This is a genomic window from Synoicihabitans lomoniglobus, from assembly GCF_029023725.1.
Classification (GTDB): domain Bacteria; phylum Verrucomicrobiota; class Verrucomicrobiia; order Opitutales; family Opitutaceae; genus Actomonas; species Actomonas lomonigloba.
Window position 1 is genome coordinate 251,759 of the sequence record NZ_CP119075.1, and the last position, 23,499, is coordinate 275,257.

16 protein-coding genes are annotated in these 23,499 nt (G+C 63.0%); 10 read left to right on the forward strand and 6 right to left on the reverse strand.

Annotated elements, in window-relative coordinates:
• Nucleotides 1-141 precede the first annotated feature (141 nt).
• From PXH66_RS00915 to PXH66_RS00950, 8 genes are all read left to right on the forward strand, one after another.
• On the forward strand, nucleotides 142-1,695 hold the full coding sequence (locus tag PXH66_RS00915; RefSeq protein ID WP_330929356.1) for a TolC family protein: 1,554 nt from the start codon (nucleotides 142-144) through the stop codon (nucleotides 1,693-1,695).
• A gap of 122 nt (nucleotides 1,696-1,817) precedes the next feature.
• On the forward strand, nucleotides 1,818-2,558 hold the full coding sequence (locus tag PXH66_RS00920) for an efflux RND transporter periplasmic adaptor subunit (protein ID WP_330929357.1): 741 nt from the start codon (nucleotides 1,818-1,820) through the stop codon (nucleotides 2,556-2,558).
• Nucleotides 2,549-4,375: an efflux RND transporter periplasmic adaptor subunit gene (locus tag PXH66_RS00925; protein ID WP_330929358.1), complete on the forward strand. Its 1,827-nt coding sequence runs from the start codon at nucleotides 2,549-2,551 to the stop codon at nucleotides 4,373-4,375. Before PXH66_RS00920 ends, PXH66_RS00925 begins: the two co-directional genes overlap by 10 nt.
• A 214-nt stretch (nucleotides 4,376-4,589) precedes the next feature.
• Nucleotides 4,590-6,746 (forward strand): efflux RND transporter periplasmic adaptor subunit, encoded by a 2,157-nt coding sequence (locus tag PXH66_RS00930; protein ID WP_330929360.1) that lies wholly within the window; start codon nucleotides 4,590-4,592, stop codon nucleotides 6,744-6,746.
• Between the two features lie 34 nt (nucleotides 6,747-6,780).
• Nucleotides 6,781-8,727 carry a preprotein translocase subunit SecA gene (locus PXH66_RS00935; RefSeq protein ID WP_330929361.1) on the forward strand — a complete coding sequence of 649 codons (1,947 nt, stop codon included), beginning with the start codon at nucleotides 6,781-6,783 and terminating at the stop codon, nucleotides 8,725-8,727.
• A 79-nt stretch (nucleotides 8,728-8,806) separates the two neighbouring features.
• On the forward strand, nucleotides 8,807-9,019 hold the full coding sequence (locus tag PXH66_RS00940; protein WP_330929362.1) for a hypothetical protein: 213 nt from the start codon (nucleotides 8,807-8,809) through the stop codon (nucleotides 9,017-9,019).
• A 16-nt stretch (nucleotides 9,020-9,035) separates the two neighbouring features.
• A complete protein-coding gene (locus tag PXH66_RS00945; protein ID WP_330929363.1) occupies nucleotides 9,036-10,184 on the forward strand; it encodes an SPFH domain-containing protein in 1,149 nt (382 codons plus the stop codon).
• Between the two features lie 174 nt (nucleotides 10,185-10,358).
• A complete protein-coding gene (locus PXH66_RS00950; protein WP_330929364.1) occupies nucleotides 10,359-10,904 on the forward strand; it encodes a DinB family protein in 546 nt (181 codons plus the stop codon).
• Nucleotides 10,905-11,225: 321 nt separating this feature from the next.
• On the opposite strand, the gene PXH66_RS00955 is transcribed toward PXH66_RS00950, so the two are convergent.
• A complete protein-coding gene (locus PXH66_RS00955; protein WP_330929365.1) occupies nucleotides 11,226-11,642 on the reverse strand; it encodes a (deoxy)nucleoside triphosphate pyrophosphohydrolase in 417 nt (138 codons plus the stop codon).
• A 108-nt stretch (nucleotides 11,643-11,750) separates the two neighbouring features.
• On the opposite strand from PXH66_RS00955, the gene PXH66_RS00960 reads away from it, so the two are divergent.
• Entirely contained in the window at nucleotides 11,751-12,056 is a 306-nt protein-coding gene (locus PXH66_RS00960; RefSeq protein WP_330929366.1) for a hypothetical protein, read from the forward strand.
• Here the strand turns inward: PXH66_RS00960 and PXH66_RS00965 are convergent.
• The 3 genes from PXH66_RS00965 to PXH66_RS00975 are packed head-to-tail and all read right to left on the reverse strand — an operon-like array spanning nucleotide 12,045 to nucleotide 20,360.
• The gene (locus PXH66_RS00965) at nucleotides 12,045-15,206 is read right to left on the reverse strand and encodes an efflux RND transporter permease subunit (RefSeq protein ID WP_330929367.1); all 3,162 of its coding nucleotides are present in this window, start codon (nucleotides 15,204-15,206) and stop codon (nucleotides 12,045-12,047) included. The genes PXH66_RS00960 and PXH66_RS00965 overlap by 12 nt on opposite strands.
• 12 nt (nucleotides 15,207-15,218) lie before the next feature.
• Nucleotides 15,219-19,112 carry an efflux RND transporter permease subunit gene (locus PXH66_RS00970; protein WP_330929368.1) on the reverse strand — a complete coding sequence of 1,298 codons (3,894 nt, stop codon included), beginning with the start codon at nucleotides 19,110-19,112 and terminating at the stop codon, nucleotides 15,219-15,221.
• Nucleotides 19,113-19,163: 51 nt separating this feature from the next.
• On the reverse strand, nucleotides 19,164-20,360 hold the full coding sequence (locus PXH66_RS00975) for an efflux RND transporter periplasmic adaptor subunit (protein WP_330929369.1): 1,197 nt from the start codon (nucleotides 20,358-20,360) through the stop codon (nucleotides 19,164-19,166).
• A gap of 183 nt (nucleotides 20,361-20,543) precedes the next feature.
• On the opposite strand from PXH66_RS00975, the gene PXH66_RS00980 reads away from it, so the two are divergent.
• Entirely contained in the window at nucleotides 20,544-21,248 is a 705-nt protein-coding gene (locus PXH66_RS00980) for a hypothetical protein (RefSeq protein ID WP_330929370.1), read from the forward strand.
• 25 nt (nucleotides 21,249-21,273) lie between these two features.
• Here PXH66_RS00980 and PXH66_RS00985 read toward each other — a convergent pair whose 3' ends face one another.
• Nucleotides 21,274-22,356 (reverse strand): glycoside hydrolase family 5 protein, encoded by a 1,083-nt coding sequence (locus PXH66_RS00985; protein WP_330929371.1) that lies wholly within the window; start codon nucleotides 22,354-22,356, stop codon nucleotides 21,274-21,276.
• Nucleotides 22,357-22,453: 97 nt separating this feature from the next.
• Complete coding sequence (locus tag PXH66_RS00990; protein WP_330929372.1) at nucleotides 22,454-23,440, reverse strand: malate dehydrogenase; 987 nt, start codon at nucleotides 23,438-23,440, stop codon at nucleotides 22,454-22,456.
• Between the last annotated feature and the right edge of the window lie 59 nt (nucleotides 23,441-23,499).

Below are 23,499 nucleotides of genomic sequence, written 5' to 3' on the forward strand. Positions count from 1 at the left end.
CCCTTAATTTCTACATCGTTTCGCTGGTCCCCCCTTTCGGGGGGTCGTGCGATGGGCTGGCTGTTGTTAGGTTACGGAGCCGCGAGGAGGGTGTCCGCCTCGCGTATTACCCCGCTCAGCTCCTCCTAACGAAGTCATTCGATGTATTCAAAGTCCGCTCTCCTCGTCGGTCTGGGTCTCGCCCTTGCCGGCCCGACCCTTGCGCAAACCCCGCTCACCGAACGCACCGCTTTGGAGCGGGCGCTGGTCGCCAATTTCGACCTGCAAGTCGAAGCCCTCGCCCCGCAGGTAGTCGCGGCCGAGATCATGATGGAAGAAGCCGCGTTTCTTCCGGCCATTTTTGCCGAAGGCAGCTACGACGATAATCGTAAGTCTCAGAACTCGATAGATTTCGCGGCTTTGCAGCAGCGTATTTTTGAGGAGGAAAACACCGTGATGCGCGGTGGTGTAGGCGGTCGACTGCCGTGGGGCACGACCTACGAACTCTCGCTCCAGCTGCGGGAACTCGACAACAGCGTCAATCGCGCCGGTTTGCCCAATGCGCTCTATTCCCCGGAGTATGATGCCTTTGCCGGCATTACCCTGCGCCAACCCTTGCTCAAGGGATTCGGTCGGGCAGCCAACCTCGTCGATCTGCGCGTGGCCCGGGCTCAGCTGCTGATTACCGAACGCACCCGCGAAATTGCGGTGAACAACAAGTGCGTCGAGGTGCTCAACGCTTTCTACGATTTGGCCTACGCCGAATCCAACGTGGACGTGAAGACCTCCGCCGTGAGCGTGGCCGACCGGTTCCTGGCCGAGACCGACCGTCGTCGCGAGCTGGGGCTGCTGAGCCCCGTGGATGTATCCGAAGCGCGAGTGCGCGTGTCCGAAGCGAATGAGGAATTGATTCAGGCGCGCGACTTTCTTCGCGAGCGTCAGCTGGAAATGGTGCGCCTGCTGTCCCTGCCGACTGGAGCCGACGGCCGCACCGCGCAGCCGATGGTGTCAGCCCGGCTGCTCGATGCAGCACCGGTCCACACGATCGCGGAATTCTTTCCCGCGGCGCTCGAACAACGGCCGGATTATCAACTCGCGCTCAAGCGCGTGGCGAAGGAAGGCATGCGAAAATCGGCGGCGAGTAACGAGCGCCTGCCTCAGCTCGATCTGCGTTTCTCCTACGGGCTCTACGGGCTGTCGGGCGATTATCAGAGTGCAATCGACACGGCCTACCGGGCCGACGAGCCGCAGTGGGGTGCCGGGGTGAGCATCACGGTGCCGCTCAGCCTGCGGGATGGTCGGGCCAAGATGCAGGCCGCCTCGCTGCGGGTCCGGCAAGCGGAGCTCCGCGTCGAGCAGTTGCGTCAACGCATCGCACTCGAGGTCGAAAACGCCGTGCGCCGACTCGAAGTGCTGGAGCAACGGCTCGCCACGGCGCGCAGCTCCGTGTCCTACGCGACAGACGGTTTGAATCTGGAAGAGGCCCGGTTGGAAAATGGCCAAACCTCGGGATTTGCCGTATCGGAATTGCAACGACGTTTGGCTGATGCCCGCACCCGCGAACTGGCGGCCCGCGTCGATCTGACCAAGGCCGTCACGGAACTTTATTCGGTCAGCGGCCGGTTACTCCCGCACCACGGCATCGAGGTCGCGCACACCGAGACCGAGCGAAAGGGCTTCAATGTCTTCGCGCCCTTTGACCTCATGATGAAATGACGCGGCCCATCGCTATGATTTTACCGAAGGCAACCAGCCGGGCGCCTTCATTTTCACAGGAGGAAACAGAGGTGAGCAGAGCCACGCCGCGGCACTCCAGGCTGACGGCTTTGTTGCCCTTCGTGACCTTCTGTAAAAAGACCAGCGTGCTGTGGACCCTCATGATCGGGGCGACGGTGGCGACAGCCGCATCGATCGAGGTCGTGTTGGAACCAGTGCACGCCATGGTCGTCAGTGCGCCCGAGGACGGCGTGTTGGCTGCGATCGCCGTGGATGAAGGGGATGCGGTCCTGGCCGGGGCGACTCTGGTCGAGTTCGAACGCGCGCAGGAAGAGCTGCGCGTCGAGCGGGCACGAGAGGTATTGCGCAAGCGCGAGTTCGACTACGCCGGCGTGGAAAAACTGTTTCAGGACGACATGACCAGCGAGACCGAGAAGTTGGAAAAGGAGATCGAACGCCGCGTGGCCGAGATTGATCTGGCCGACGCCATCGAGCAGCGCGACCGCCGCGTGGTGAAGGCGGTGCACGCCGGCACGATCACGCGTCGTCATCACGAAGCCGGCGAATACGTGGAGCGCGGCACGCCGTTGTTGGAGTTGGTGGATCAGCGGCAACTCGATGCCCGGTTCTACGTGCGCCCGGCGGAAGGCATCACTTTGACCAAGGGGGATGCGGTGTGGGTTCGCGTGCCCTTGATGGAGGCGACGGTGCGTTGCCGCGTGGTTTTTGTCGATCCGACGGTCGATCCGTCGAGCGGCCTGATGCGTGTGCGCGCCCGGGTCGAAAATGACAACGGACGTTTCAAACCCGGCCTGCGTGGCTGGGTTAATCTGGCGAAGGAGGAGCCGGTCACGTGGCCCTGAAACCACGCGACGTGGCGGAATGGCTTTCCGCTGACGCCGCGGCGGATGAACCGACGTTTTGGCGGGAGTGGTTGCGCCAGGCTCGACCCGTCCTCGGGGCGAGCTGCGCGCTTATTATCCAACCGGCGACCAACGGTCAGGCTCAGCGCACGCTGTTGCGCGCCGGGGAACAGACCCGGGACCTGCCCGAAGGATTGATCGCGGCGGCGCTCGGCGAGCAGCCGTTGCAATTGCGACCGCATGAGATCGGTGGCGGCACGTTTGCGGTGCGGGTGCCCTGGGATCAGGCCAGTCCGACGGCGGTCGTCGTGGTGGGCGAAATCACGGCGAAGACGTGGGGCGCGGACGGACCGGATGAGGCGTGGCGCGACCGGGCGCTGTTGTGGGCCAACATCGCGAGCCGACGGCGCACCAACCGGGAAGCCGACCTCACCCGGCGGCGGGCCGACGAGCTGGCGCACGCGTTGGAACTCGCCGTGTTGTTACGGGCCCATGACGGTTTCAAGGGAGCGGCGTTGGAGCTATGCAATCAGTTGGCCGATCGCCACGGTGCCGATCGCGTCGTGCTGGGCTGGTGGCGCGAGCCGTATGTGCGGGTTGAGGCCGTGAGCCAGATGAATCAAATCGAGCCGCACATGGCGGCGGTCGGGGCGGTGGAGGCGGCCTTGGAGGAAGCCGTGGAGCAGGACGCCACGATTCTATGGTCGGCGGCGGAGCGCACGGAGGCGGAGGAGTTGCCCAAGATCACGGCGCAACACGCGGCCCTGGCTCGCGAACAAGGTTGGACCGGGCTGTGCACGATGCCGTTGCGCAGTGGCTCCCGGATCGTCGGGGCCGTAACGTGGCAGCGGCAGGACCGTGGATTTACCGCTGACGAAGCGATGGGCTTTGCACTCGTCCTGGACGGGGTCGCCCCGTGGCTGGAGCAAAAAGAGCGCGCAAAAGGGTGGTGGGGGCGTCGACTCAAACGCAGCGTTGAGGAGACCGCGCGACGCCATTGGAACCTGCAACACCCCTGGCCGAAACTGGCGGCGGTGCTGGTTGCGGTGCTGCTGGTCACGTCTTTGCTTGTGCGGGTGCCCTACCGGGTCGAGGCGGAGTTTTCCCTGCGGCCCGTGCGGCAGATGGTGTTCAGCGCGCCGTTCGATGGCTTTGTGGAAAGTATGATGGTCGCGCCCGGTGACGCGATCGAACCGGGCACACCGTTGTTTGCCTTGGACAGCACCGCATTGCGCTTGGAAGAGGCGGAGCTGCTGGCGGATTTGAGTCGGTTTTTGCGCGAACGCGAACAAGCCGAAGCCAAACGCGACCTGGCCGCGATGCGGGTCGCCGAAGCGCAACGCGATCAGATTCAGGCGCGATTGCAGCGACTGCGGCGACAGATCAGTCAAGCCACCGCGACCACGCCGTTTGCTGGTATCGTGTTGGATGATGGCAACCTGAGTGAGCGGCTCGGTGCGCCGGTGCGGCAGGGCGACGCGTTGTTGCGTTATGCGCAGCTCGACGGCCTGTTTTTTGAGTTGTCCGTGCCGGAAGCCGATGCGCCGTTGATTGCGGTCGGCACGCGGGTCGAGATCGCGTTTCGCAGCCGACCGGACGAAGTCGTGGTGGCCGAGGTTTCCCGCATCGAGCCGGAAGCGGTGGTCGGAGCAACCGGTGCGGTCTTCATGGTGCGGGCGGTTCCGGAGGTGACGGCGGCCGACTGGTGGCGTCCGGGTATGACTGGTATCGGGAAACTGATTACGGAGAAACGCAGCCTGCTGGATATTTTCACCCGCCGACTGATCGACTGGCTGCGCCTGCAGCTCTGGTGGTGATGCTAACGGCACGTGGTAGTTTCACCGAAGGCAACGAAGAGAACGAAGCCACTCCGATGATGATTCTTTTACAGGAGGAAACAGAGGTAAACGGAGCCACTCCTCCGACCACCAAGCTGACGGCTCTGTTCACCTCTGTTTCCTCCTGTAAAAACAAAGGAGCCCGGCTGGTTTCCTTGGGTGAGAAAAAACCAGCTTGGGGAGGGTTGCGCTGATGGCTGGTGCGGCCGGATTGTTGAGTGATCGGTGGCACCTCGTGGCGGGATTGCGCGTGACGTTGCGGCCGGATTGCGTGGTGCGTCGGCAGACGTTTCGGGGCGAGACCTGGCAGGTGATTTCCGATCCGTATTCCAATCGGCACTACCGGGTGCGGCCGGAGGCGTGGCAGTTTTTGGCTCGTCTGAACCGGCGGCGCACGGTGGACGAGTCGTGGCGGGAGATGGTCGATCACAGTCCGGCGAGTGCACCGGGACAGCGGGAAGTGATCGAAGTGCTCACCCAGCTGCACGGGGCGAATCTGCTGTTGGCCGATGCGGCGCCCGAGACGTGGTCCATGGTCGATCGCCGGCAACGCGAGCAGCGTCGGCAGGCGCGACAGCAGTGGATGAATTTTCTGTTTTTGCGAATTCCGTTGTTTGACCCGGATTTCATCCTGGAGCGGTTGAAACCCATTGGCCGTCTGCTGCTCAGTCCGTTGGGCGTGGTGCTTTGGGTGGTCGTGCTCAGTCTGGGCGGCAAGGCGGTCATTGATCATTGGACCGAGTTTCGGGAGCAGTCCCAGGGGGTGTTGGCACCGGCGAACCTGGTTTGGCTCTACCTCGTGTGGTCGATGGTGAAGGTCGCGCACGAATTCGGCCACGGTATGATGACGAAACGGTTTGGCGGCGAAGTGCGTTCGTGCGGCGTGATGTTGCTGGTGTTCACCCCCGTGCCGTTTGTCGATGCGAGTGCGGCGTGGGCGTTTCGCGCGCGGTGGCAGCGGCTGCTGGTGGGCGCGGGCGGCATGATTTTCGAACTCTTCATCGCCGCGATAGCCGCGATGGTTTGGGCGCAGAGCGACGGGGAGGGCACGGTGGCGCGGGTCGCTTACAACGTGGTGTTTCTGGCGTCGGTTTCGACGCTGTTGTTCAACGCCAATCCGTTGCTGCGGTTCGATGGTTACTACATTTTGGCCGATTGGGTGGGCGTGCCGAATTTGCAGCGTCAGGCGTCGCAGCAATGGAACCGGTGGTTCGAGCGATGGGGGTTGGGTTTGGATGGACCGTCGCCCCTCGCGCGAACCCGTGCCGGGGCGGCAGGGTTGGGAGCCTTCGGGGCGGCGTGTGCGGGGTATCGCGTGTTTGTATTGTTGGTGATCTGCGCGTTCATCGCCGGACAACTCTTCGAAGTCGGATTCGTTTTTGCACTGGTGGGTCTGGTGCTGTGGCTGGGCGGTCCCCTGCTGAAGTTCTTCAACTATCTGCTGTCGGCTCCGCGCACTCAGCGAGCGAGGAAGCGCGCGGTGGGCTGGGCGATCGCGTTGCCCGTCGTGGTCCTGGGTATCCTGAGTTTCGTGCCGATGCCACATGCCGTGCGGGCGCCCGGCGTGGTGACCGGGGCGCGGGTGAGTGAAGTGCATGCGGATGTGAGTGGGCGACTCGATGCGTTGCTCGTGGCCTCCGGTGAATACGTGGAGACCGGTGCGGTGCTGGTCACATTGCGGAACCCGGAGTTGACCGATCTGCGCGAGGAACTGGAAGCGGTGCAGCGGGAAGTTATGGCCCGGCGGGCGCTGGCGTGGGATCGTATGCCCGCCGTGCTCGAACCACTGGACCAGCGACTGCGCAGCATCGAGGCCCAGTTGCGGGAGATTGATCAGCAACTCGCCGCGCTGGCGGTGCGCGCCCCGCAGTCGGGACGTTGGTCGGCTCCTGGCATGGAGTGGCGAGTCGGTTCGCACGTGCCGCGAGGCACGCTGCTCGGGCGCGTGAGTTCCCGCGATGACATGGTGTTTGATGCCGTGGTGGCGCAGCGGGATGTCGATCGCCTCACGCGTAGTCAAACGCAGCAAGCGGAGCTGCGATTGCGAGGCGCGGCGGATACAGTGATCGAAACCGGTCCGGGTGAACTGCGACCGGCCGAAAGCCGACGACTGCCCTCGGCCGCGCTGGGTTGGCGGGCCGGCGGCACGGTGAGAATCGATCCCGACGACCCGGACGGACTGCTCGCGGCCGAACCTTTTTTCCGATTGCGGGTCGCGCTTCCCGCCGACGCCAACACGGAGCTGCTCATGCGCACGGGCGTGCTCCGAGTGGGACTCGATTGGCAACCGTGGGGTGTGCAGGGGTGGCGAAGACTGCGGCAGTTTGTGCAGGAGCGTTATGGCCGGTGAGTTTCAACTACCCCGACTGCGGCCGTCGCGACCGGTGCCAAAAGGACTGGAGGCCGGACTGGAGTATGTCGCGGGTTGGTGGATACGACGACGGGCCCAGCGCATTGATCTGGTCGGCGAGGCGGCGAAGATTGGCGAGCGGATCGACACCTTCGAAGGCCGGCGCAACGAGCACCTGGCGGATGCCCTGCGTCAGGCGCGGGCGGAGTGGAGTCTGGGCCGCACGCGAACACCGGAAGCCCGGCAACGGGCGCTGGCCGTGGTGGGCGCGGTGGCATCGCGCGAGCTGGGTTTAATCCCGCATCGCGAGCAGATCATGGGCGCGCTGGGGTTGGAGCGCGGGTGGTTGATCGAGATGGCGACGGGTGAGGGCAAGACCCTCACGTTGGCAATGGCCGCGGTGCTGGCGGCCTGGCGGGGGCACGCGTGTCATATTCTGACGGCCAATGACTATCTGGCCGGTCGAGATGCGCGGGCGCTGTTTCGTTTTTACGACCGCTGCGGAGTCGCGGTGGCGGCGGTGACGGGAGAGCATTCCCCGGTCGAGCGACGAGCGCGCTATCAAGCGGGAGTGGTTTACACGACGAGTCGCGAGATCGTGGGTGATTTTCTCCGCGATCGACTGCGATTGGGACGCCGGGTTTCGACGGAACAATGGCGACCGTGGGTGAAGCGGCGCGGCGGAGAGCACCCGGTGGTGGTGTTGCCGCGACTACACACGATGTTGGTCGATGAGGCGGACCAGGTGTTGATCGATGAAGCCGTCACGCCGTTGATTTTGAGTGCCCAGCGCGAGAACGACCAATTGGCGACGTTGTGCAGAGAGGCGCTGGCGGAAGCGCGCGAACTGGTGAAAGGCGGGGACTTCACGATCAATGTGGCGCGGCGGGAAACCCGGATCGATCAAACCGTGACGGTCGGAAGGGCGGCCGAAGGTCGCCACGCGTTGCTGCGGGTGCCGCGGTGGCGCGAGGAGTGGTTGGGCAAGGCCTTGCTGGCGTTGGAGACGTATGTGGCAGGCAAGCACTACGTGGTGCAGGAAAACAAGATCGTGTTGATCGACGAATCGACCGGACGCTCGATGCCTGATCGCAATCTCGGGGAGGGCATGCATGCATTGCTCGAAGCCAAGGAAGGCGTGCCGGTGTCGGCTCCCACCGAGACCATGGCGAGTCTCAGTTTTCAGCGTTTCTTTCGCCAGATCCCGCGGCTCGCGGGGGTTACGGGCACTGCCATGGATGCAGCGGCGGAGTTCTGGCGACTGTATCGCTTGGCCGTGGTCACGATTCCCACGCACCGCCCGGTCAACCGCCGCGTGATGGCGGAGCGGGGCTTCGGGAGTGAGGCGGAGAAATGGCGCTTTGTGGCCGCCACCGCGCGGAACTGTCGGGAGCGCGGGCAGGCCGTGCTCATCGGCACCCGCACGGTGGCGGCCAGTGAAGCCGTCGCGGATGAGATGCGCGCCGCTGGCGTGCCGTTTACGCTGCTCAATGCGGTGCGTAATGCTGACGAAGCCAGTATTGTGGCGGCGGCCGGTAGCACCGGGCAGATCACCATTGCCACCAACATGGCGGGGCGGGGCACCGACATTGTGCCCAGTGATGATGTGCTGGCAGTCGGAGGCCTGCGGGTGATCGCCACCGAACGACATGGGTCGCAGCGAGTGGATCGTCAGTTGTTCGGACGTTGCGCTCGCCAAGGGCAGCCGGGGATCGTGGAGCCGTTGGCCAGCTGGGATGACGAAGTGTTGCGTCACCACTTGCCGACTTGGTGGCAGCGGTGGGGCACGCGGTGGGCGGGCAACGGATGGGCGCTCCGTTTGAGTTTGCGCGTGGCCCAGTGGCGGGCCGGGCGGCGCGATGTCTCACGCCGGGTAGGCGTGTTGCGGCACGACCAGTGGCTCGATCAGAACCTCAGCATGGGAGCTCCGTCCCAGGGCGGAGCGAAACCGAAACCCGGTGGACGGGTGGTTCCGGCGTAGGTTTTACACAAATCGGCTTTGTTTCCATTTGTCCCTTATCCTCTGGCCCGGAAGAGGTCCGACGAATTAAAGTCGGTCCATGTCTGACTCCGACCCCATCATCGAACTCGAACCGAAGACGCCGTTTTCGTGGCGGGTCGTGGCCGGGTTTGTCGGATCATGGTTGTTGGCCCTCGTCGCCGCCTTGATGATGAAAAGCGCCATGGTGCGAATGCTTCTACCGCTGATTGCGACGCTTTTTGTCGTCTATGTCGGCGCGTGCACGCTCATCTATCTCAAAAATCGCAAATAGTCCGTCCTTCCAGCTTATGAAACAAACCCTCTCTCTCGTGGTCACCGGCGTCATCGTCGTGGTGCTGCTGCTCGCCAGTATATTTATCGTCGATATCGAAACCGTCCAAGGTAACGAAATCGGGGTGAAGGAAACCTGGTCGGGTGGTGTGTTGACCGACCCGCTCCAGCCCAAGACGTATGTGCTCTTCCCGGGCTTCACCCAAAAGGTGTTCAAGTATGACCTCTCCTCGCAGGTCTTCGTCATGAACGACCAAGCCAACGATACCTACGGCGAAGGGCGTCGCCGCGACAGCTACCTCGTCCAATCCTCGGAGGGTCAGGACATGCGCATTTCGCTGAACATTCGGTGGCGGCGTGATCCCGCGCACATCGTTGATTTGCACAAGACCGTCCGGGAAAACGTGGAAGAGAAAATCCTCCGTCCCGAGCTCATGCGCGTGGTGAAGGACCAGGCAACGACGCGTTCCGCCCTCGATGCCTATTCCGGGGCTGGTCTCGTAACGTTGCAGAGCGATATTTCCGAAGCGCTCATGTCGCCGGAGGCCGAGCTGCGTAAGCGTGGCGTGATCGTGGAAAACTTTGTGATCGAGCACATCGGTCTCGATCCATCCTACGTCGAGCAGATCAAGGCGCGTCAGGTCGCGGTGCAGTCGCGCTTGCGGGCCATCGAAGAAACCAAGGCCGCCGAAGCCATGGCCGAGCAGGCGAAGGCCGAAGCCCAAGCCGCCTACGAGCGCGCCGTGGTGGATGCCCAACGTGACAAAGACGTCGGCGTGCTCGAGGCCGAAAAGAAGGCGCAGCAACAAGTCCTCGATGCCGGCGCCGCCGCCCAACGCGTCGAACTCGCCGCCCAAGCTGACAAGAACCGCAACGTGCTCGCCGCCCAAGGTGAACAGGAAGCCGCACTCCTCCGCGCCCAAGCCATCAAGGCGTTGGGTGAGGCTGAAGCCGAGGCCACCCGCCTCAAGCTCAGCGCTTACTCCGCCGAAGGTTCGGAAGCGTTCGTGCGCATCGAAGTCGCGAAATCCATGTCCACCGCCTTCGAGAACATCGACGGTTACCTGCCGCAGGACATGACGGTCAATCTGCTCAGCGATTCCTTCCTGCGCGCCGTGGAAGCGGTGGTCGGCGGAGCCCCATCGACGCCGACGTCCGGCCGCTGATTCCAACCCGAATCCATGCTGCAAGCGCGGGCACGAGCCCGCGCTTTTTTGTGTCCTCAATGAACCGGTTCAGCCGAGGAGCACGGGCCTGCGGTGGTTGACCCTGCGCGGGATTGAGTCCTCTCTGAATCCTTCACGGTTTCACCGTTCAACCCCCAACCACCTGATCTCACCTTGAAAACTCTGACCAAACAACTCACGGCCACCTTGATCTGTCTGGCCGCTCCGTTCGCAGCTTTGGCGAACCACCACGAAGAAAAAGCCCTGCCGCTGACCAACCAAGTCATCATTGGCAGCATCAGCAGTGCGGCGGACAAAATGGTGCAACTCGCCAACGCCATTCCCGAAGCCAAATACGACTGGATGCCCATGGAAGGCGTGGCCTCGGTCAGTGGTGTGCTCGGTCACGTGGCCGGGGCCAACTACTACATCGGCGGCATGCTCGGTGCGAAAATGCCCGAAGGTGTGAACCCGCAAACCATGAGCGAAGGAGCCGACAAGGCGAAGTTGATCGCCAACTACGAAGCCTCGATTGCGTTTGTGAAGCAGGCCATCGCCGGGGTGTCCCCCGAAGCGATGAAAGAGGAGATCGAGTTCTTCGGCATGAAGGCTCCGCGAGCTCAGCTGGTCATGGTTCTGGCCGATCACTGCCACGAGCACCTCGGCCAAATGATCGCCTACGCGCGGTCCAACGAGGTCACTCCGCCCTGGAGCCGCTGATTTCGCGACCTAGTAGACAGTAACACTGGATTATTCGCGGAGTCAGCGTCGGGACGAGCAACAATCCTTCAAGTTGTCGTAGCGCTGGGTAGGGTGTTCGCTTGCGAATACCGCATCGTGATGGGCGCGGTCGTCCTATACCTATCCGAATTCTTAGGCGTTACACACGACTAGTCTGATTCGCGTCGTGATTTACGCATATATTTACGGCTGACTCACCCGAGTCGGCATCAGTTTGGTCGGCCGTAGGAGCTTGCTCGCGCGCGATGAATGCGGTGTTTGGGAGCCGAGAGGCAGGTGTTATCGCGCGCAAGCGCGCTCCTACGGTTGGGAGGCTTTTTTGCGTAGGTCCCGATAGGCGGCCAGCACCGGCAAATCGGCCGCCGCGAGATCGATCTCGGCGATCTCGGCGAGCGCGACCCAGCGCAGTGCGACGTGCTCATGCGGGTGCGGCTCGGAAGAACCGGCGGTCAGGTGCGCGACCCGAGGATGCAACACGATGGTCACGGCGTCATAACGGTGCTCGCAGGCGGATAGTGCGGCGGTGATTTTGATATCGCAGCCCAATTCTTCCTGAATTTCACGATGCAGGGCGGTGGCGACATCTTCACCAGGTTCGAGTTTCCCGCCGGGGAATTCCCATTGCAGAGCCAGGTGCTTACCCGGCGGACGCTGGGCAATTAGCACGCGGCCGGCCCGCTCAATCAAAGCGCAGCAAACTTGGATGGGCGTGGTCACGCCCCAGTAACAAGGTCCAATTCTCCAAGTAACAAGCAAGATAAGGTTCGGGCGGGTCGGAAGGGAGAAACGCTGCAACTTTCGCCGGCGGTGCGGGGTTCTCGTAGCATGAAGACGCTTTTTGTTACGGTCCTGAAGATTGCCCTCGTCGCCTTCCTGCTCTGGTGGGCGCTGCACCACGCGCCGATTCTGGTGATGCCGATTGTCGGCGTGATCGGGTTGGCGGTCTCACTCGCAGTAGCCTTTGTCCTGGCCTCCGTCGTGGGGTTGAGCGTCGGACTCGTCGTGGTGCTGACGGTGCTGGCGGTGATGCTCTCGATCGCCGCCGCGCTGGCGCCGATCTGGCTGCCCGTGCTCGCGATCGTCGGACTGGTCGCCCTGTGCCGCCCGAAGAATCGCCGGTCAGCGGCCTGAGACGGGTTCGGCTTGTTTCGGGGCGCGGGGGCTGAAGGCGCTGCGGGCGACGGCTCCGGCGTAATTTCTCAGATCATCCAGGAGGATGTAGAAGAGCGGGACGACGAGCAGGGTCAGCACAGTCGAGGCGATGAGGCCGCCGATCATGGCGCGGCCCATGGGCGAGTAGGGCATGCCGATCATTTGCGAGTTGCCGAGCGCCATCGGAATGAGGCCGCACACGGTGGTGCAGGTGGTCATCAGAATCGGGCGCAGGCGATGTTGACCCGCTTTCAGCAGGGCGGCCATGCGCTCGACTCCCTCTTCGCGGAGGCGGTTGGTGAGATCGACAAGCACGATGGCGTTGTTCACTACCACGCCGATCAAGATCACCATGCCGATCATGGCCATCATGCTCATCTTCGTGTTGGTCAGGAACAGCGTCCAATAGACGCCCAAGAATGAAAACGGCACGGCGATGATCACGGCGAGCGGCAGAATGAAGGACTCGAAGAGCACACCCATGAGCAGGAAGACGAAGGTCACCGAGAGGATCATGGCGAACTTCTGTGCCTCGTTGGATTCCTGGAGGCGAATCCAGCGCACTCCCTTGTCCCAACGGTAACCGCGCGGCATCTCGAAGTCGGCCATGACCTCGTCGATGGCGTTGAACACGCGATTGGTGTCGGCCATCGCGGTGCGGGCAGTGACGTTGAGGGTCGTGAGCCGGTTTTGACGGGCGATCTGGCCGAGAGTTTTTTCCACATTGAGGGAGGCGACCGATTCGAGCGGCACCTCGCGTCCGTTGTCGGTCATGAAGGTCATGGCCCGGAGATCGTCGATGCGTTTGTTTTCGGCATCCTCCAACTGCACCTGAATGCGCACGTCGCGACCGGATTCGTCGTAGTAGCGGCCGACTTCCATGCCGCGCATGGAGTAAGTGATGCTGCCGGAAACCTCGCGGGGCTCGACTCCGAGTTCGCGGGCACGTTCGCGGTTGATCTGCACCTGCAGTTCCGAGCCACCGCGCTCCATGCTCGTATCGACACCTTGGAGACCCGGAATGGTGCGGATGCGATCGGCCGCTTTTTCCGAGAGTTCCATCAGGGTCGTGGTGTCATCCCCGTAAAGGGTGATGGTCACGCGACCGATGCCGCCGACGTCGCCCCACCGACGGGTGCGCATGGTGATTCCGGGCGGGGTGGGGAAGTTGTCCTTCACGTGCTTTTCGATTTCCGGGCGCGTCATGTGGGGCTGGCGCTGGCCGGTCGCAATCATGATGTCGTTCCACACGACATCATACCATTCGGTGGGTTCGTTCTTCTTGAAGCGGGCTTGGATACGACCGTTGTCGCGTCCGTAGCGGGACTCGATGGAGGCGAAATTGTAGGTGTCGAGATTGGCGGCGAAGTAATCCTCCACCTTCAGCATGAAGGCCTCGCTTTCCTCGAAACTGTTGCCGGTGGGCAGATCGTAGAAGAACCGCATGGTGTTCTCCTCGTTGCCGCCGTCGTTGCGGTCCTGCTCGATGCCGCCGAGCGGGATCACGATGCTGCAAAAGGCGAGGATCACCAGCAGGCCCGCTTCGAGGCGGTGGTTGAGCACCCAGCCCAGCGCGATGGTGTAGTGGCGGCGCAACCAGCCGATGGAACGCGGTTCGGCGCGTTGGGTGCCGCGGGAGAAACGGGTGGCGGCCAGCGGCACAAAGACGAGGGCGATGAACAGCGAGGCCAGCAACGATGTGATCACCGGGGTGCCGATGCGGAGCATCCAGAAGGAGAACTCCTGATCGTCGCTCATGAGAATGAGCGGGAGAAACACCACGACCGTGGTGAGAGTGGCCAGCGTTACGGCGAGGCCCACCTCCCCGGCCCCCATAATCGAGGCGCGGTCCGGAACGACGCCCTCCTGCCGGCGGCGATAGATGTTCTCCACAATGACGATGGCGTTGTCGACCACGAGGCCGACACTGAGCAGCAGACCCATCATGGTGGCCATGTTGAGTGACCAACCCATGAAATAGAGGGCGATGAGGGTGCACAGGAGGGACAGCGGAATTGCCAGCGTGAGGATGCCGGTCATGCGCGGCGCGCGGAGGAAGGCGAAGATCACGGAAGCCGCGAACAGGCCGCCCCACATGCCGGTGCTCTTGAGGTTGTTGATCGATTCGCGGACGTGGTCGCCTTGGTCCCAGAAAACCGAATACGTCATGCCCGCGAGCTGGGGATTGGCGGAGAGCTCATCGAGTGTGGCGCGCACTTCGGTGGAAATCTGCTCGATGTTGCCGCTGGATTCGCGGGTGATTTCCATGCCGATGGCCGGTTGGCCGTCGATGTGGTAACCCCGTTCGCGATCGCGCGCCCGGTAACGGACTTCGGCGACCTCGCCGAGGGTGATGCGATGCTCGGGATCGACGACGAGCTCTTTGATTTCATCCACCGTGCGAAAGCGACCGAGGGAACGCACGTAGACCTTCTTGTCCCCCTCCATGACGAAGCCGCTGGAGAGATCGAAGTTTTGGCCCCGGAGCAGCTGCACCAACCGGTTGGGATCGATGCGGTGGCTGCGGAGTCGTTCCTCGATGATGTCGATGCGGATTTCCTTATTGTCGACTCCCCACGTGTCGACGTTGCCGACGCCATCCACCCGTTGCACCGCGGGGGTGATCACGGTTTCCATGACGTAGGCCTTGTCCTCCACCTGCGGCGGCAACTTGAGCACCATGAAGATGATCGGGATGTCATTTTCGTCCCATCGCCGCACGTGGATCATGTCGAGATCGTCGGGCATCTCGGGCATGAGCCGATCCATGCGATCACGCAGGGCGGAGTAGGCGACGCGGAGATCGACGCTGCTTTGGAAGGTAACGCGGGTGAAATTGCGACCGTTGTTGAGGTAGCTGTTGATCTCCTTCACCCCGCTGACCGTGCCCACCATGTCCTCCACCGGCCGGGTGATTTTTTCCTCAATATCACGGGCGCTGGCGTTGGGATAGGAAACGAATACACCCAGTGCGTTCTCCTCCATCCCGGCCGGAAACAATGCGACCGGGATGCGCATGTTGGCGATGAAGCCAACGACGAGAATCGCAAACAGAATCATGACCACCGTGACTGGTCGGGTGACCGAGAAGCGGGGCAGCGAGTAGGCAATCGGATCGCGTTTGCTCATGGGGCGGAGAGGCTAGAGGTGGGCGGGAGCGGGCGAAGGGGAAGACGCGGAGGATCCCTCGGCCGCGGACAGGGGATCGGCGCGGCGGTGGCCGCCGAACTGAGCGTAGAGCGTGGGAATCACGACGAGGGTCAGCAGGGTCGAGACGGCGAGACCGGCGATCACGGTGATGGCCATGGGCGCGCGGATTTCGGAACCCTCACCCAGACCGAGCGCCATGGGCGTCAATCCGAGCACGGTCGTCATCGTGGTCATCAGAATGGGGCGCAGACGGGCCTGACCGGCTTCGATGATGGCGGTGGTGCGTTCGATCCCGCGGTCCTGCAAGGTGTTGATATAATCGATGAGCACGATGGCATTGTTGACCACGATGCCGGCCAGGATGATCAGACCGATGAACACCATGATGCTGACCGAGGTGCCGGTGAGCCAGAGTGCGCCGATGACCCCGATGAGCGCGAGCGGGACCGTCATCATAATGAGGAAAGGCTGGACCAACGACTCGAACTGGCTGGCCATCACGATATAGACGAGAAACAGCGCGAGGGCGAAGGCGAGCAACAGGCTGTTGATCGATGTCTGCATTTCCTCGTTTTGGCCGGAGATCGCGTAGTCAAAACCCACCGGGTAGTTGAGACTCTCCATGGTGAGAACAATCTCGCGGGAAACCGTCGCGAGATCGGCCCCATCGAGATTGGCAAAGATGACGGCGGTGCGGGTTTGATCAATGCGACGGATTTCGCTCGGGCCTTCATTGACCTGTAAATCAGCCACGGCGGAGAGCGGGATCGGGATGGCGCTGCCGGGATTCACAATGAGACCGGACAGCTCGGCGAGACCCACGCGGTCCTCCTCCTCCAGACGCACCAGCACATCGATGAGACGTTCGGCCTGGCGGTATTCCGTGGCCACGTTGCCCTGCACCTTGTTGCGCACGAGTTCGGCCACGGTCCGCAGACTCAGCCCAAACTCGGCGAGGCGGTCGCGGTGATAGACAATGCGAATCTCGGGATTGCCGGACTGCAAGCTGGAGCGCACGTCGACCAAGCCGGGGATCTCCGCCAAGCGCGCCTCGGCGGTGCGGCTGAGTTCCTTGAGCTGGTCGAGGTTGTGACCCCGCACCTCGACTTCGATCGGACTCTTGAAGGAAAACAACGCCGGGTAGGACACTTCCATTTTTACCTCGGGCAAATCACGAAAACGGGACCGAATCCGGGCGATGAGATCGCCCTCCTCGGCCAGGCTGGAGCCGGGCTCCAGACGCACCGTCAGGCGGGCGGTGTGTTCACCGGCTTCGCTGGCCCGCGTGGCGTTGTTTTCCGCGCCGGCCGACAACGCGGTGAGCGCGACCTCCGGCTCTTCGAGCACGGCGGTTTCGATTCGCGACGAGATTTCGTAGGTCCGCTCCAGCGGCGTGCCGACGGGGAGGGTGATATCCAGATTGAATTCACCCTGGTGGACTTGCGGGATCAATTCCTGGCCCAAGCGAGGCAGCACGGTGAACCATACCACGACGAACGCCACCACCGAGCCGCCGAGCACGAGCCAGCGTTGGGCCAAGGCCAGGCGCAGCAATGGCGCGTAGGCTTGGGTGACGAACCCGTAGCCGTGGTTGAAGAGCGCTCCGATCGGGAGCACGATCGGGCGCAGAATCAGGCTGCCAATTCGCACGACGAGCAGAACGAGACCGACCACCACGAGCGCCCCGGTTTGCACGAGTGTGCTGATCCCACGCACGAGCAGGGTGAACCCGAACCGGAGGAGCAGGAAGGGAAACACGAGCAGCACGCACAGTTCGCGCACGATGCGGGTGAACCACCCGGAAGCGCGTTGCGTCCAGGCCCGCAATCCGACCAATCCTTCGCCGAGCGAGGCGGGGGCGGTCACGGAGAGGACGCCGGGCCAGACGTGAGCCCCACGCAGGGGACCAAAGGAGTCGGCGGCGAACCCGGCGCTCCAGCGTGTCCATCGTTGGGCGGCCACGGGTTTCTTGTGGTCAAGCAACCAGAGGAACGGTCCCAGCGGCACCAGCAACATGGCGAGCACGACCTTCACCAGGAGACCGACGAGCAACGCGGCCGCTCGCAGGGTGCGGCCGAGAAACAAACCGATCGAGGTCAGGGCGTCCCGACCCCGGCGCGGCCAACCATGCGAGTCGTCGGCGGCGGGGAATTGCAAAAACGCCTGGTCGTTGATCTTGCCGGCGATGGCGTGGCCGCCGCCGCTGAAGTCGCGCGAAGCGAGCATCGGGATGAAAAACAGGGCCGCAAACAACGACGCGACGAGCGAGAACACCACGGTCAGTGACATGTCGCCAAACACTTGGCCGGCCACGCCTTCGACGAAGACGATGGGGAAGAACACCGCGACGGTGGTGGCGGTCGAGGCGGTGACGGCCATGCCCACTTCGCTCACGCCGCGCACGACGGCGGCCTGGAGCGGGTCGCCTTCCTCGCGGCACCGGTAGATGCTCTCGAGCACCACGATGGCGTTGTCGACCAACATGCCGACGCCGAGGGCGAGACCGCCGAGCGAGATGATGTTGAGCGAGACGTTGCCGATGAACATCGGGGCGAACGTGGCGACGATGGAGATCGGGATACAGATGCCGATGATGGCCGTCTGCCCGAGATTGCGCAGGAACAGAAACAGCACGATGACCGCGATGATGGCACCGAAGATGGCGTTGTTTTTCACCTCGGTGATCGAGTTGCTGATGAAGATCGACTGGTCGGCGAGCGTTTCGATGCGGGCATCTTGGGGCAGTTGAAACGCGACGAAGTTGGTCATCTGCAGATGCTTGGTGACGCGGGCGGCCTCCGCCTGGCGGGCGGCGTTCATCGCTCCGCCGCGGCCCCGTCCCCCGCCCCCGTTGTCGCCGGATCTGGCTTCGGGTTTGGCGTCGGTCGGGGGCGCGGGAGGCACGTCCTTTGAGCCGGGGGGGAGCGTGGCGATGTAGGCCTGCTGAGCGGCGGTGCCGTAGACAGCATCGCGCACGCGCCGGGCGACCTCGACGATGTTGGCGTCGGCTTCCTTGTAGACCTCGATCTCGATGCTTTCGTGACCGTCCACGGCGGTGATGACCTCGCGGTCCTTGTGGAAGCGGGTGATCGTAGCGATATCGCGGATACGAATGTCGACGCCGTTCTGGCGCGTGACGATCAGGGCCTCGATCTCCGGGATGGACTGGAACTCGTTCATCGTGCGGATGAGATATTCCGTCTGCCCCTCGCGCAGATTGCCGCCGGGCAGGTTCACGTTGCCCTGGGCAAGGCGGGTATTCACCTGGTCGATGTTCAGGTTGAGGGTGGAGAGGCGGGACTCGTCGATGGCGACGAGATAGAGCTCCTCGAGGCCGCCCTTGACCTTGATGGCGGCGACGCCTTCGAGCGCTTCGAGACGACGCTTGATCTCGTATTCCGAGAGGTAACGCAGGTCGTAGAGAGATTGGGGGCCGGCGAGACCAAAGCGCATGATCGGATCGAGCGTCGGGTCGTAGCGCAGGAGCAGCGGGCGTTCGGCGTCGTCGGGAAACCGGACCCGGTCGACCTTTTCGCGGATGTCGGCGGCGACCGTGTTCATATCGGTTTCCCATTGGAACTCGAGGATGACGTCGGACTGACCGGCCTTGGAAATCGAGCTGATCGACGTGAGGCCGGGCACGATGCCGAGCTCCTGCTCGAGGCGTTGGGAAATGGTGGTCTCGATCTCTTCGGGGGCGCTGCCCGGATACTCCGTGCGCACGGTGAGCGACGGGTAGCTCATGTCGGGCATGAGCGTGAGGGCGAGACGGTTGTAGGAAACCCAGCCAAAGACGCTGATCGCCATGACGACCATCAGGATGGCCACGGGGCGGCGCGTGGTGAAGGCGAAGCGGGATTCGTCGGGATTAAACGGAGCCGACATCAGAAAATTCGGAGTGCAAGGTGGGGCAGGACGAGGGAGGCGAGGGTCGGTTCAGGAGTCGGCGGAGGGAGCCGGGTCGGCTGAGGCTTCGGGCGGTGTTTTACCCGGGTGACCTCCGCGGGACGGGGCGGGGGCGTTGGGGTCGACGACTTTGACGGGGGCCCCGTCCTTGAGTCCGGATTGGCCGAGAATGATGATGGGGTCGCCTTCCGTGAAACCGGAGCGCACCTCGACGGTATCGGGCGTTTCGAAGCCGGCATCGAGCTGGCGGCGGACCGCCTTGCCGTCGACGACGGTGTAGAGGAACTGGGAACCGCCGTCGTAAACGACCGCGCGTTTCGGCACGAGCAGGGCGTTGGGGCGTTCCTCGGTGATGATGTTGGCCTTCACGAAGAGGCCGGGCAGCACGTCCTGCTCGGGATTGCGCAGACCGACGGTGACTTTGAAGGTGCCGCTCTGCGGATCAATGATCGGGCTGATGCGTTTGACCCAGCCGGCGAAAGTGCGGCCCGGCATGAATTCGGATGTGATGGTGGCTTCCTGGTCTTTGTTGACGGCGGTGAGATAGCGGCCGGGCACGAAGACCTTGGCCACCATGTCCTGGAGGCTGACGAAGGAGAAGAGTTTCGTGCCGCTGCTCACGCGCGCGCCGAGTTGGGCGGCTCGTTCCGAGATCACGCCGTCGAAAGGCGCGCGGATGGTGGCGTGGTCGAGACGGATCTTGGCCCGCTCGGCCCCGAGACGACGTTGCGAGAGCGTATAGCTGGCGTTTTCGAATTCCTGCTGGTTGACGAGACCGCGTTTGAAGAGCTCCTGGATGCGATCAAAATTGGCCTGCTCACGCTCCAGATTGACGCTGGCTTCGTCGGCGTCGACGCGCAGCTCGCGCTCATCGATTTGGAGTAGGGGAGCGCCGGCTTTGACGAAGTCGCCCTCTTCAACGAGCAAGGCTTCGATTTCGCCGGAAATCTGGGGAAAGAGATCCACGCTCGATTCGGTTTCGAGGGTCGAGTTGAAGGACAACGTCGCCGAAATGGGTCCGCGCGTGATGGGGGCGGTTTGCACGGCGACCGCCTCCTCGGTGCGACCGGCGCCCCATTTGCCCGCTCCGGGCCCGCCACCGCCCGGGGCATCAGCTGATTTGTCTCCGCCGCCGCAACCGGCGAGGAGCATGAGACTGGTCAGCGCCAGAGCGGAGGCGGTGAACCGTGAATGGACACAAAATGAGGTAGGGAGACGAAAGGTCACGACGGGGGAGTTAGTGGAAGCGGAGGAAGGAGGCAGGCACAATCGCCCATCCCTAATACTCCAAACGGGGCCAGAAGTTGCGTAGTTTTTGGATAAAAGCAGGAATCAAAGTGAATTCGTTGAGCAGACGCAGGATCGGAGAAAAAGGGTGCGCTCAAACCAGCACTGTTCTCAATGACGCACATGACCGCCGAAAGTGACAACCTCACCACATTTGTTTCTCGCGTGCGGCTGGTCGGATACATGGGCGAAGACGCCGTCAAGACGCTGCCCGGCTTCAAAAAAGGTCGTCATGCGGTGCCCGATGCGGTCACGCCGGCCACCCGGTCGTTTTTTGCCCGGTTGTGTCAGGACATGGTGGCGGAGGAAGCGGAGGCGTGGTTTCAGCGCGCCCGGGCTGAATTGAGCTACAAACGCAAGGAATTGACGCTCGAAGTGGCGAGCCCGCTGGCGGTGCTGACCGCCACGGATTTCACGTTTGAGCTCGAATACCGTTTGCTCGAACGCGATGCGGGGAGATTTGCGGGGGTGCGCACGTTGCATGACCTGAAAGAAGGACGTTTGGGCGTGCCGACCTTCGAGGCATTGTTTGCCGGACAGTTCACCGAGATCGCGTTCGACCTCAAAAAAGGGGTGCAAGTCGAAGCGGTGATCGACGCGGTGGAGGAACTGGAAAGCGCCGGGGGATTGCGGGTCGACTACCCGTCGGACTATCGCGAGTGCACCCTGTCCGTCGCCGGCGTGGAAGCTGAGGTGCTGTGCGACGGTTCGTCGTTGGCCATGAGCTTCCCGCGGGCGGGCGCCCCGATGGAGTTGGTGGAGGGGTTTTGCGCGGTGCGCCGGGCGTTTGTGCTGAGCGAACGCGAGGAGCTGGCGGGATTGCTGTGACGCGACCGACTGGCGGGAGGAGGCCTCAACGTTCCGGAAAGAGTCCGCGATAGACGGCCGTCGGTTCCCCATCGGGTCCGCGAATGGCGAAACCGCCTTGGTAGTCCCAGACGCTCCAGCCGAAACCGGCTGCTTCGCACAACTCGACGTTGGCGCGGATCCAATTGACGGTGGATTCCGGATCCGCCGCACGATAGACGCCAAACTCGGTGATGACCACATTGACGCCGTGTTCACGCGCCCAGGCCGCGACTGGCGCATAGTGGGCGGCCACATCTGCGCGTTCGAGCGTCACGGCCAGCGTGTGGTGTTCTTTCATCATCTGCGCGGCCAGAGGACTGTCGGAGGCCACCTCGATGCCGCCGGGAAACGTGACCGCGCCGGCCGGAATGTCTTTGAGCGGTGTCCACGACGTATTTTGGTGGGTGAACAGGAACGGCTCGTAGGTGTGCAAGGCGTAGTGAACGTTCGGGTCATCGAAGAGGCGCAGATCGGGCACGGTTTGGAACTGGCCCCAACGGTTCGAGGACACGTAGAGAACGCGGGTGGCGTCGACCGTGCGGATGGCGTCGACGATGAGTTGATTGAGGATGTTGAGATCCTCGTTTTCCGGTGCGACCGCTTCGTTGAGAATTTCGTAGCGCAACCAAGGCCCGACGTCGCGGTAGTGGGTGGCAACCTGAGTCCAGAGCGAGGCGGCGGCGGCGCGCAGGTCGGGGTCGGACCAAAGGGCGTTGTCGGCGGCGTCGTTGAGGAACTCGTTGCCCGGCAGGTAGTGCATGTCGAGGATCACGCCGAGGTCGTGGGCCCGACACCACTCGAGGGCCTGATCCAAGGGCTGGAGGAGCTCGGTGATCAGTTTGCCCTCGATACTCATCAGGATGCGACCGTCGACGGGTATGCGCACATGATCGAAACCGTGGTCGGCGATCCAGGCGGCGTCTTCGGCCTCGAACCGCTCGGCGGTGGCGTAATGGCCGGGGGCGTGTTGAGCGAGCCAGTGGCTGATGTTGACGCCTTTTTTGAAATCGGAGCCGGCGGTGGCCACGGTCGGACCAGCGCAGACGGCGATGCTGAGAATTGTGAGAACGGAGGAGAGAAGTTTCATGGCGTGAAGGGAGGTGAAAGGGACAAAAAAACGGCGACCCCACCAGGAGGTCGCCGTTTGCGAAAAGAAGAAAGAAACAGGGACGGCGAACGCTGAATCAGCCGAGCATGTCGGCGACCATGGCGCGTTCGTCGACGAGCTCCTGGTTGGTCGCGGCAAGTTTCTGCTGGGAGAACGCGTCGCTCAGATCGTAGTCGGTGATGACTTCGTAGGCTCCGGGCGTGGTGGTGCGCACGGGCATGCCGGCCCAGACATCGGGATCGAAACCGTAGCGTCCCTCGCTCTTCACGGCGACGGAATGAATCGCGCCGGGGGTCATGAGATCGTGCACGTGATCGACCAACGCGTTGGCGGCGGAGGCGGCCGAGGAGAGGCCGCGGGCGGCGATGATGGCGGCGCCGCGTTTGCCGACGGTGGAGCAGAAGTCGCCTTCGAGGTAGGCCTGGTCGTTGATGACCTCGGCGGCGGGTTTGCCGTCGATCGTGGCATGGGCAAAGGCCGGATACATCGACGGGCTGTGGTTGCCGTAGATGAAGATGTCCTTCACGGCGGTCAGATCGACGCCGGCCTTTTTGGCAAGCTGAGCCTGAGCGCGGTTTTGGTCGAGCCGCACCATGGCGGTGAAACGATCGGCGGTGAGGCGCTTGGCCTTGGACGCGGCGATCATGACGTTGGTGTTGGCGGGGTTGCCGACGACGGCGACCCGGGCGTCCTCCGCGGCGACGCGGTCGATGATCTCACCCTGGGCGGTGAAGATCACGCCGTTGCCCTTGAGCAAGTCGGCGCGCTCCATGCCGGGACCGCGAGGGCGGGCGCCGACGAGCAGGGACCAATTGGCGTCCTTGAAACCGGTCTCACCATTGTCGGTGAGGACCATGTCCTTGAGCAGCGGGAAGGCGCAGTCGTCGAGTTCCATGGCCACGCCTTCGAGGGCTTTCATGGCTTTTTCGACGGGAATCTCGATAAGCTGGAGGATCACCGGTTGGTCGGGACCGAACATGTGGCCCGAAGCAATACGGAAGAGGAGGGAGTAGCCGATTTGACCGGCGGCTCCAGTGACAGCGACGCGAATGGGAGCTTTCATAAGAAGGGCGCTTAGGTAATCAGAAAAGTCGGGAAGGGGACACGCACGAAATGTGTTTT

What these genes read in the sequence shown, in the direction of transcription:
- PXH66_RS00985 (WP_330929371.1), bottom strand. Translation starts at nt 22,356, where the DNA reads ATGAAACTTCTCTCCTCCGTTCTCACAATTCTCAGCATCGCCGTCTGC.
- PXH66_RS00930 (WP_330929360.1), top strand. Translation starts at nt 4,590, where the DNA reads ATGGCTGGTGCGGCCGGATTGTTGAGTGATCGGTGGCACCTCGTGGCG.
- PXH66_RS00915 (WP_330929356.1), top strand. Translation starts at nt 142, where the DNA reads ATGTATTCAAAGTCCGCTCTCCTCGTCGGTCTGGGTCTCGCCCTTGCC.
- PXH66_RS00980 (WP_330929370.1), top strand. Translation starts at nt 20,544, where the DNA reads ATGACCGCCGAAAGTGACAACCTCACCACATTTGTTTCTCGCGTGCGG.
- PXH66_RS00960 (WP_330929366.1), top strand. Translation starts at nt 11,751, where the DNA reads ATGAAGACGCTTTTTGTTACGGTCCTGAAGATTGCCCTCGTCGCCTTC.
- PXH66_RS00970 (WP_330929368.1), bottom strand. Translation starts at nt 19,112, where the DNA reads ATGTCGGCTCCGTTTAATCCCGACGAATCCCGCTTCGCCTTCACCACG.
- PXH66_RS00940 (WP_330929362.1), top strand. Translation starts at nt 8,807, where the DNA reads ATGTCTGACTCCGACCCCATCATCGAACTCGAACCGAAGACGCCGTTT.
- PXH66_RS00990 (WP_330929372.1), bottom strand. Translation starts at nt 23,440, where the DNA reads ATGAAAGCTCCCATTCGCGTCGCTGTCACTGGAGCCGCCGGTCAAATC.
- PXH66_RS00945 (WP_330929363.1), top strand. Translation starts at nt 9,036, where the DNA reads ATGAAACAAACCCTCTCTCTCGTGGTCACCGGCGTCATCGTCGTGGTG.
- PXH66_RS00965 (WP_330929367.1), bottom strand. Translation starts at nt 15,206, where the DNA reads ATGAGCAAACGCGATCCGATTGCCTACTCGCTGCCCCGCTTCTCGGTC.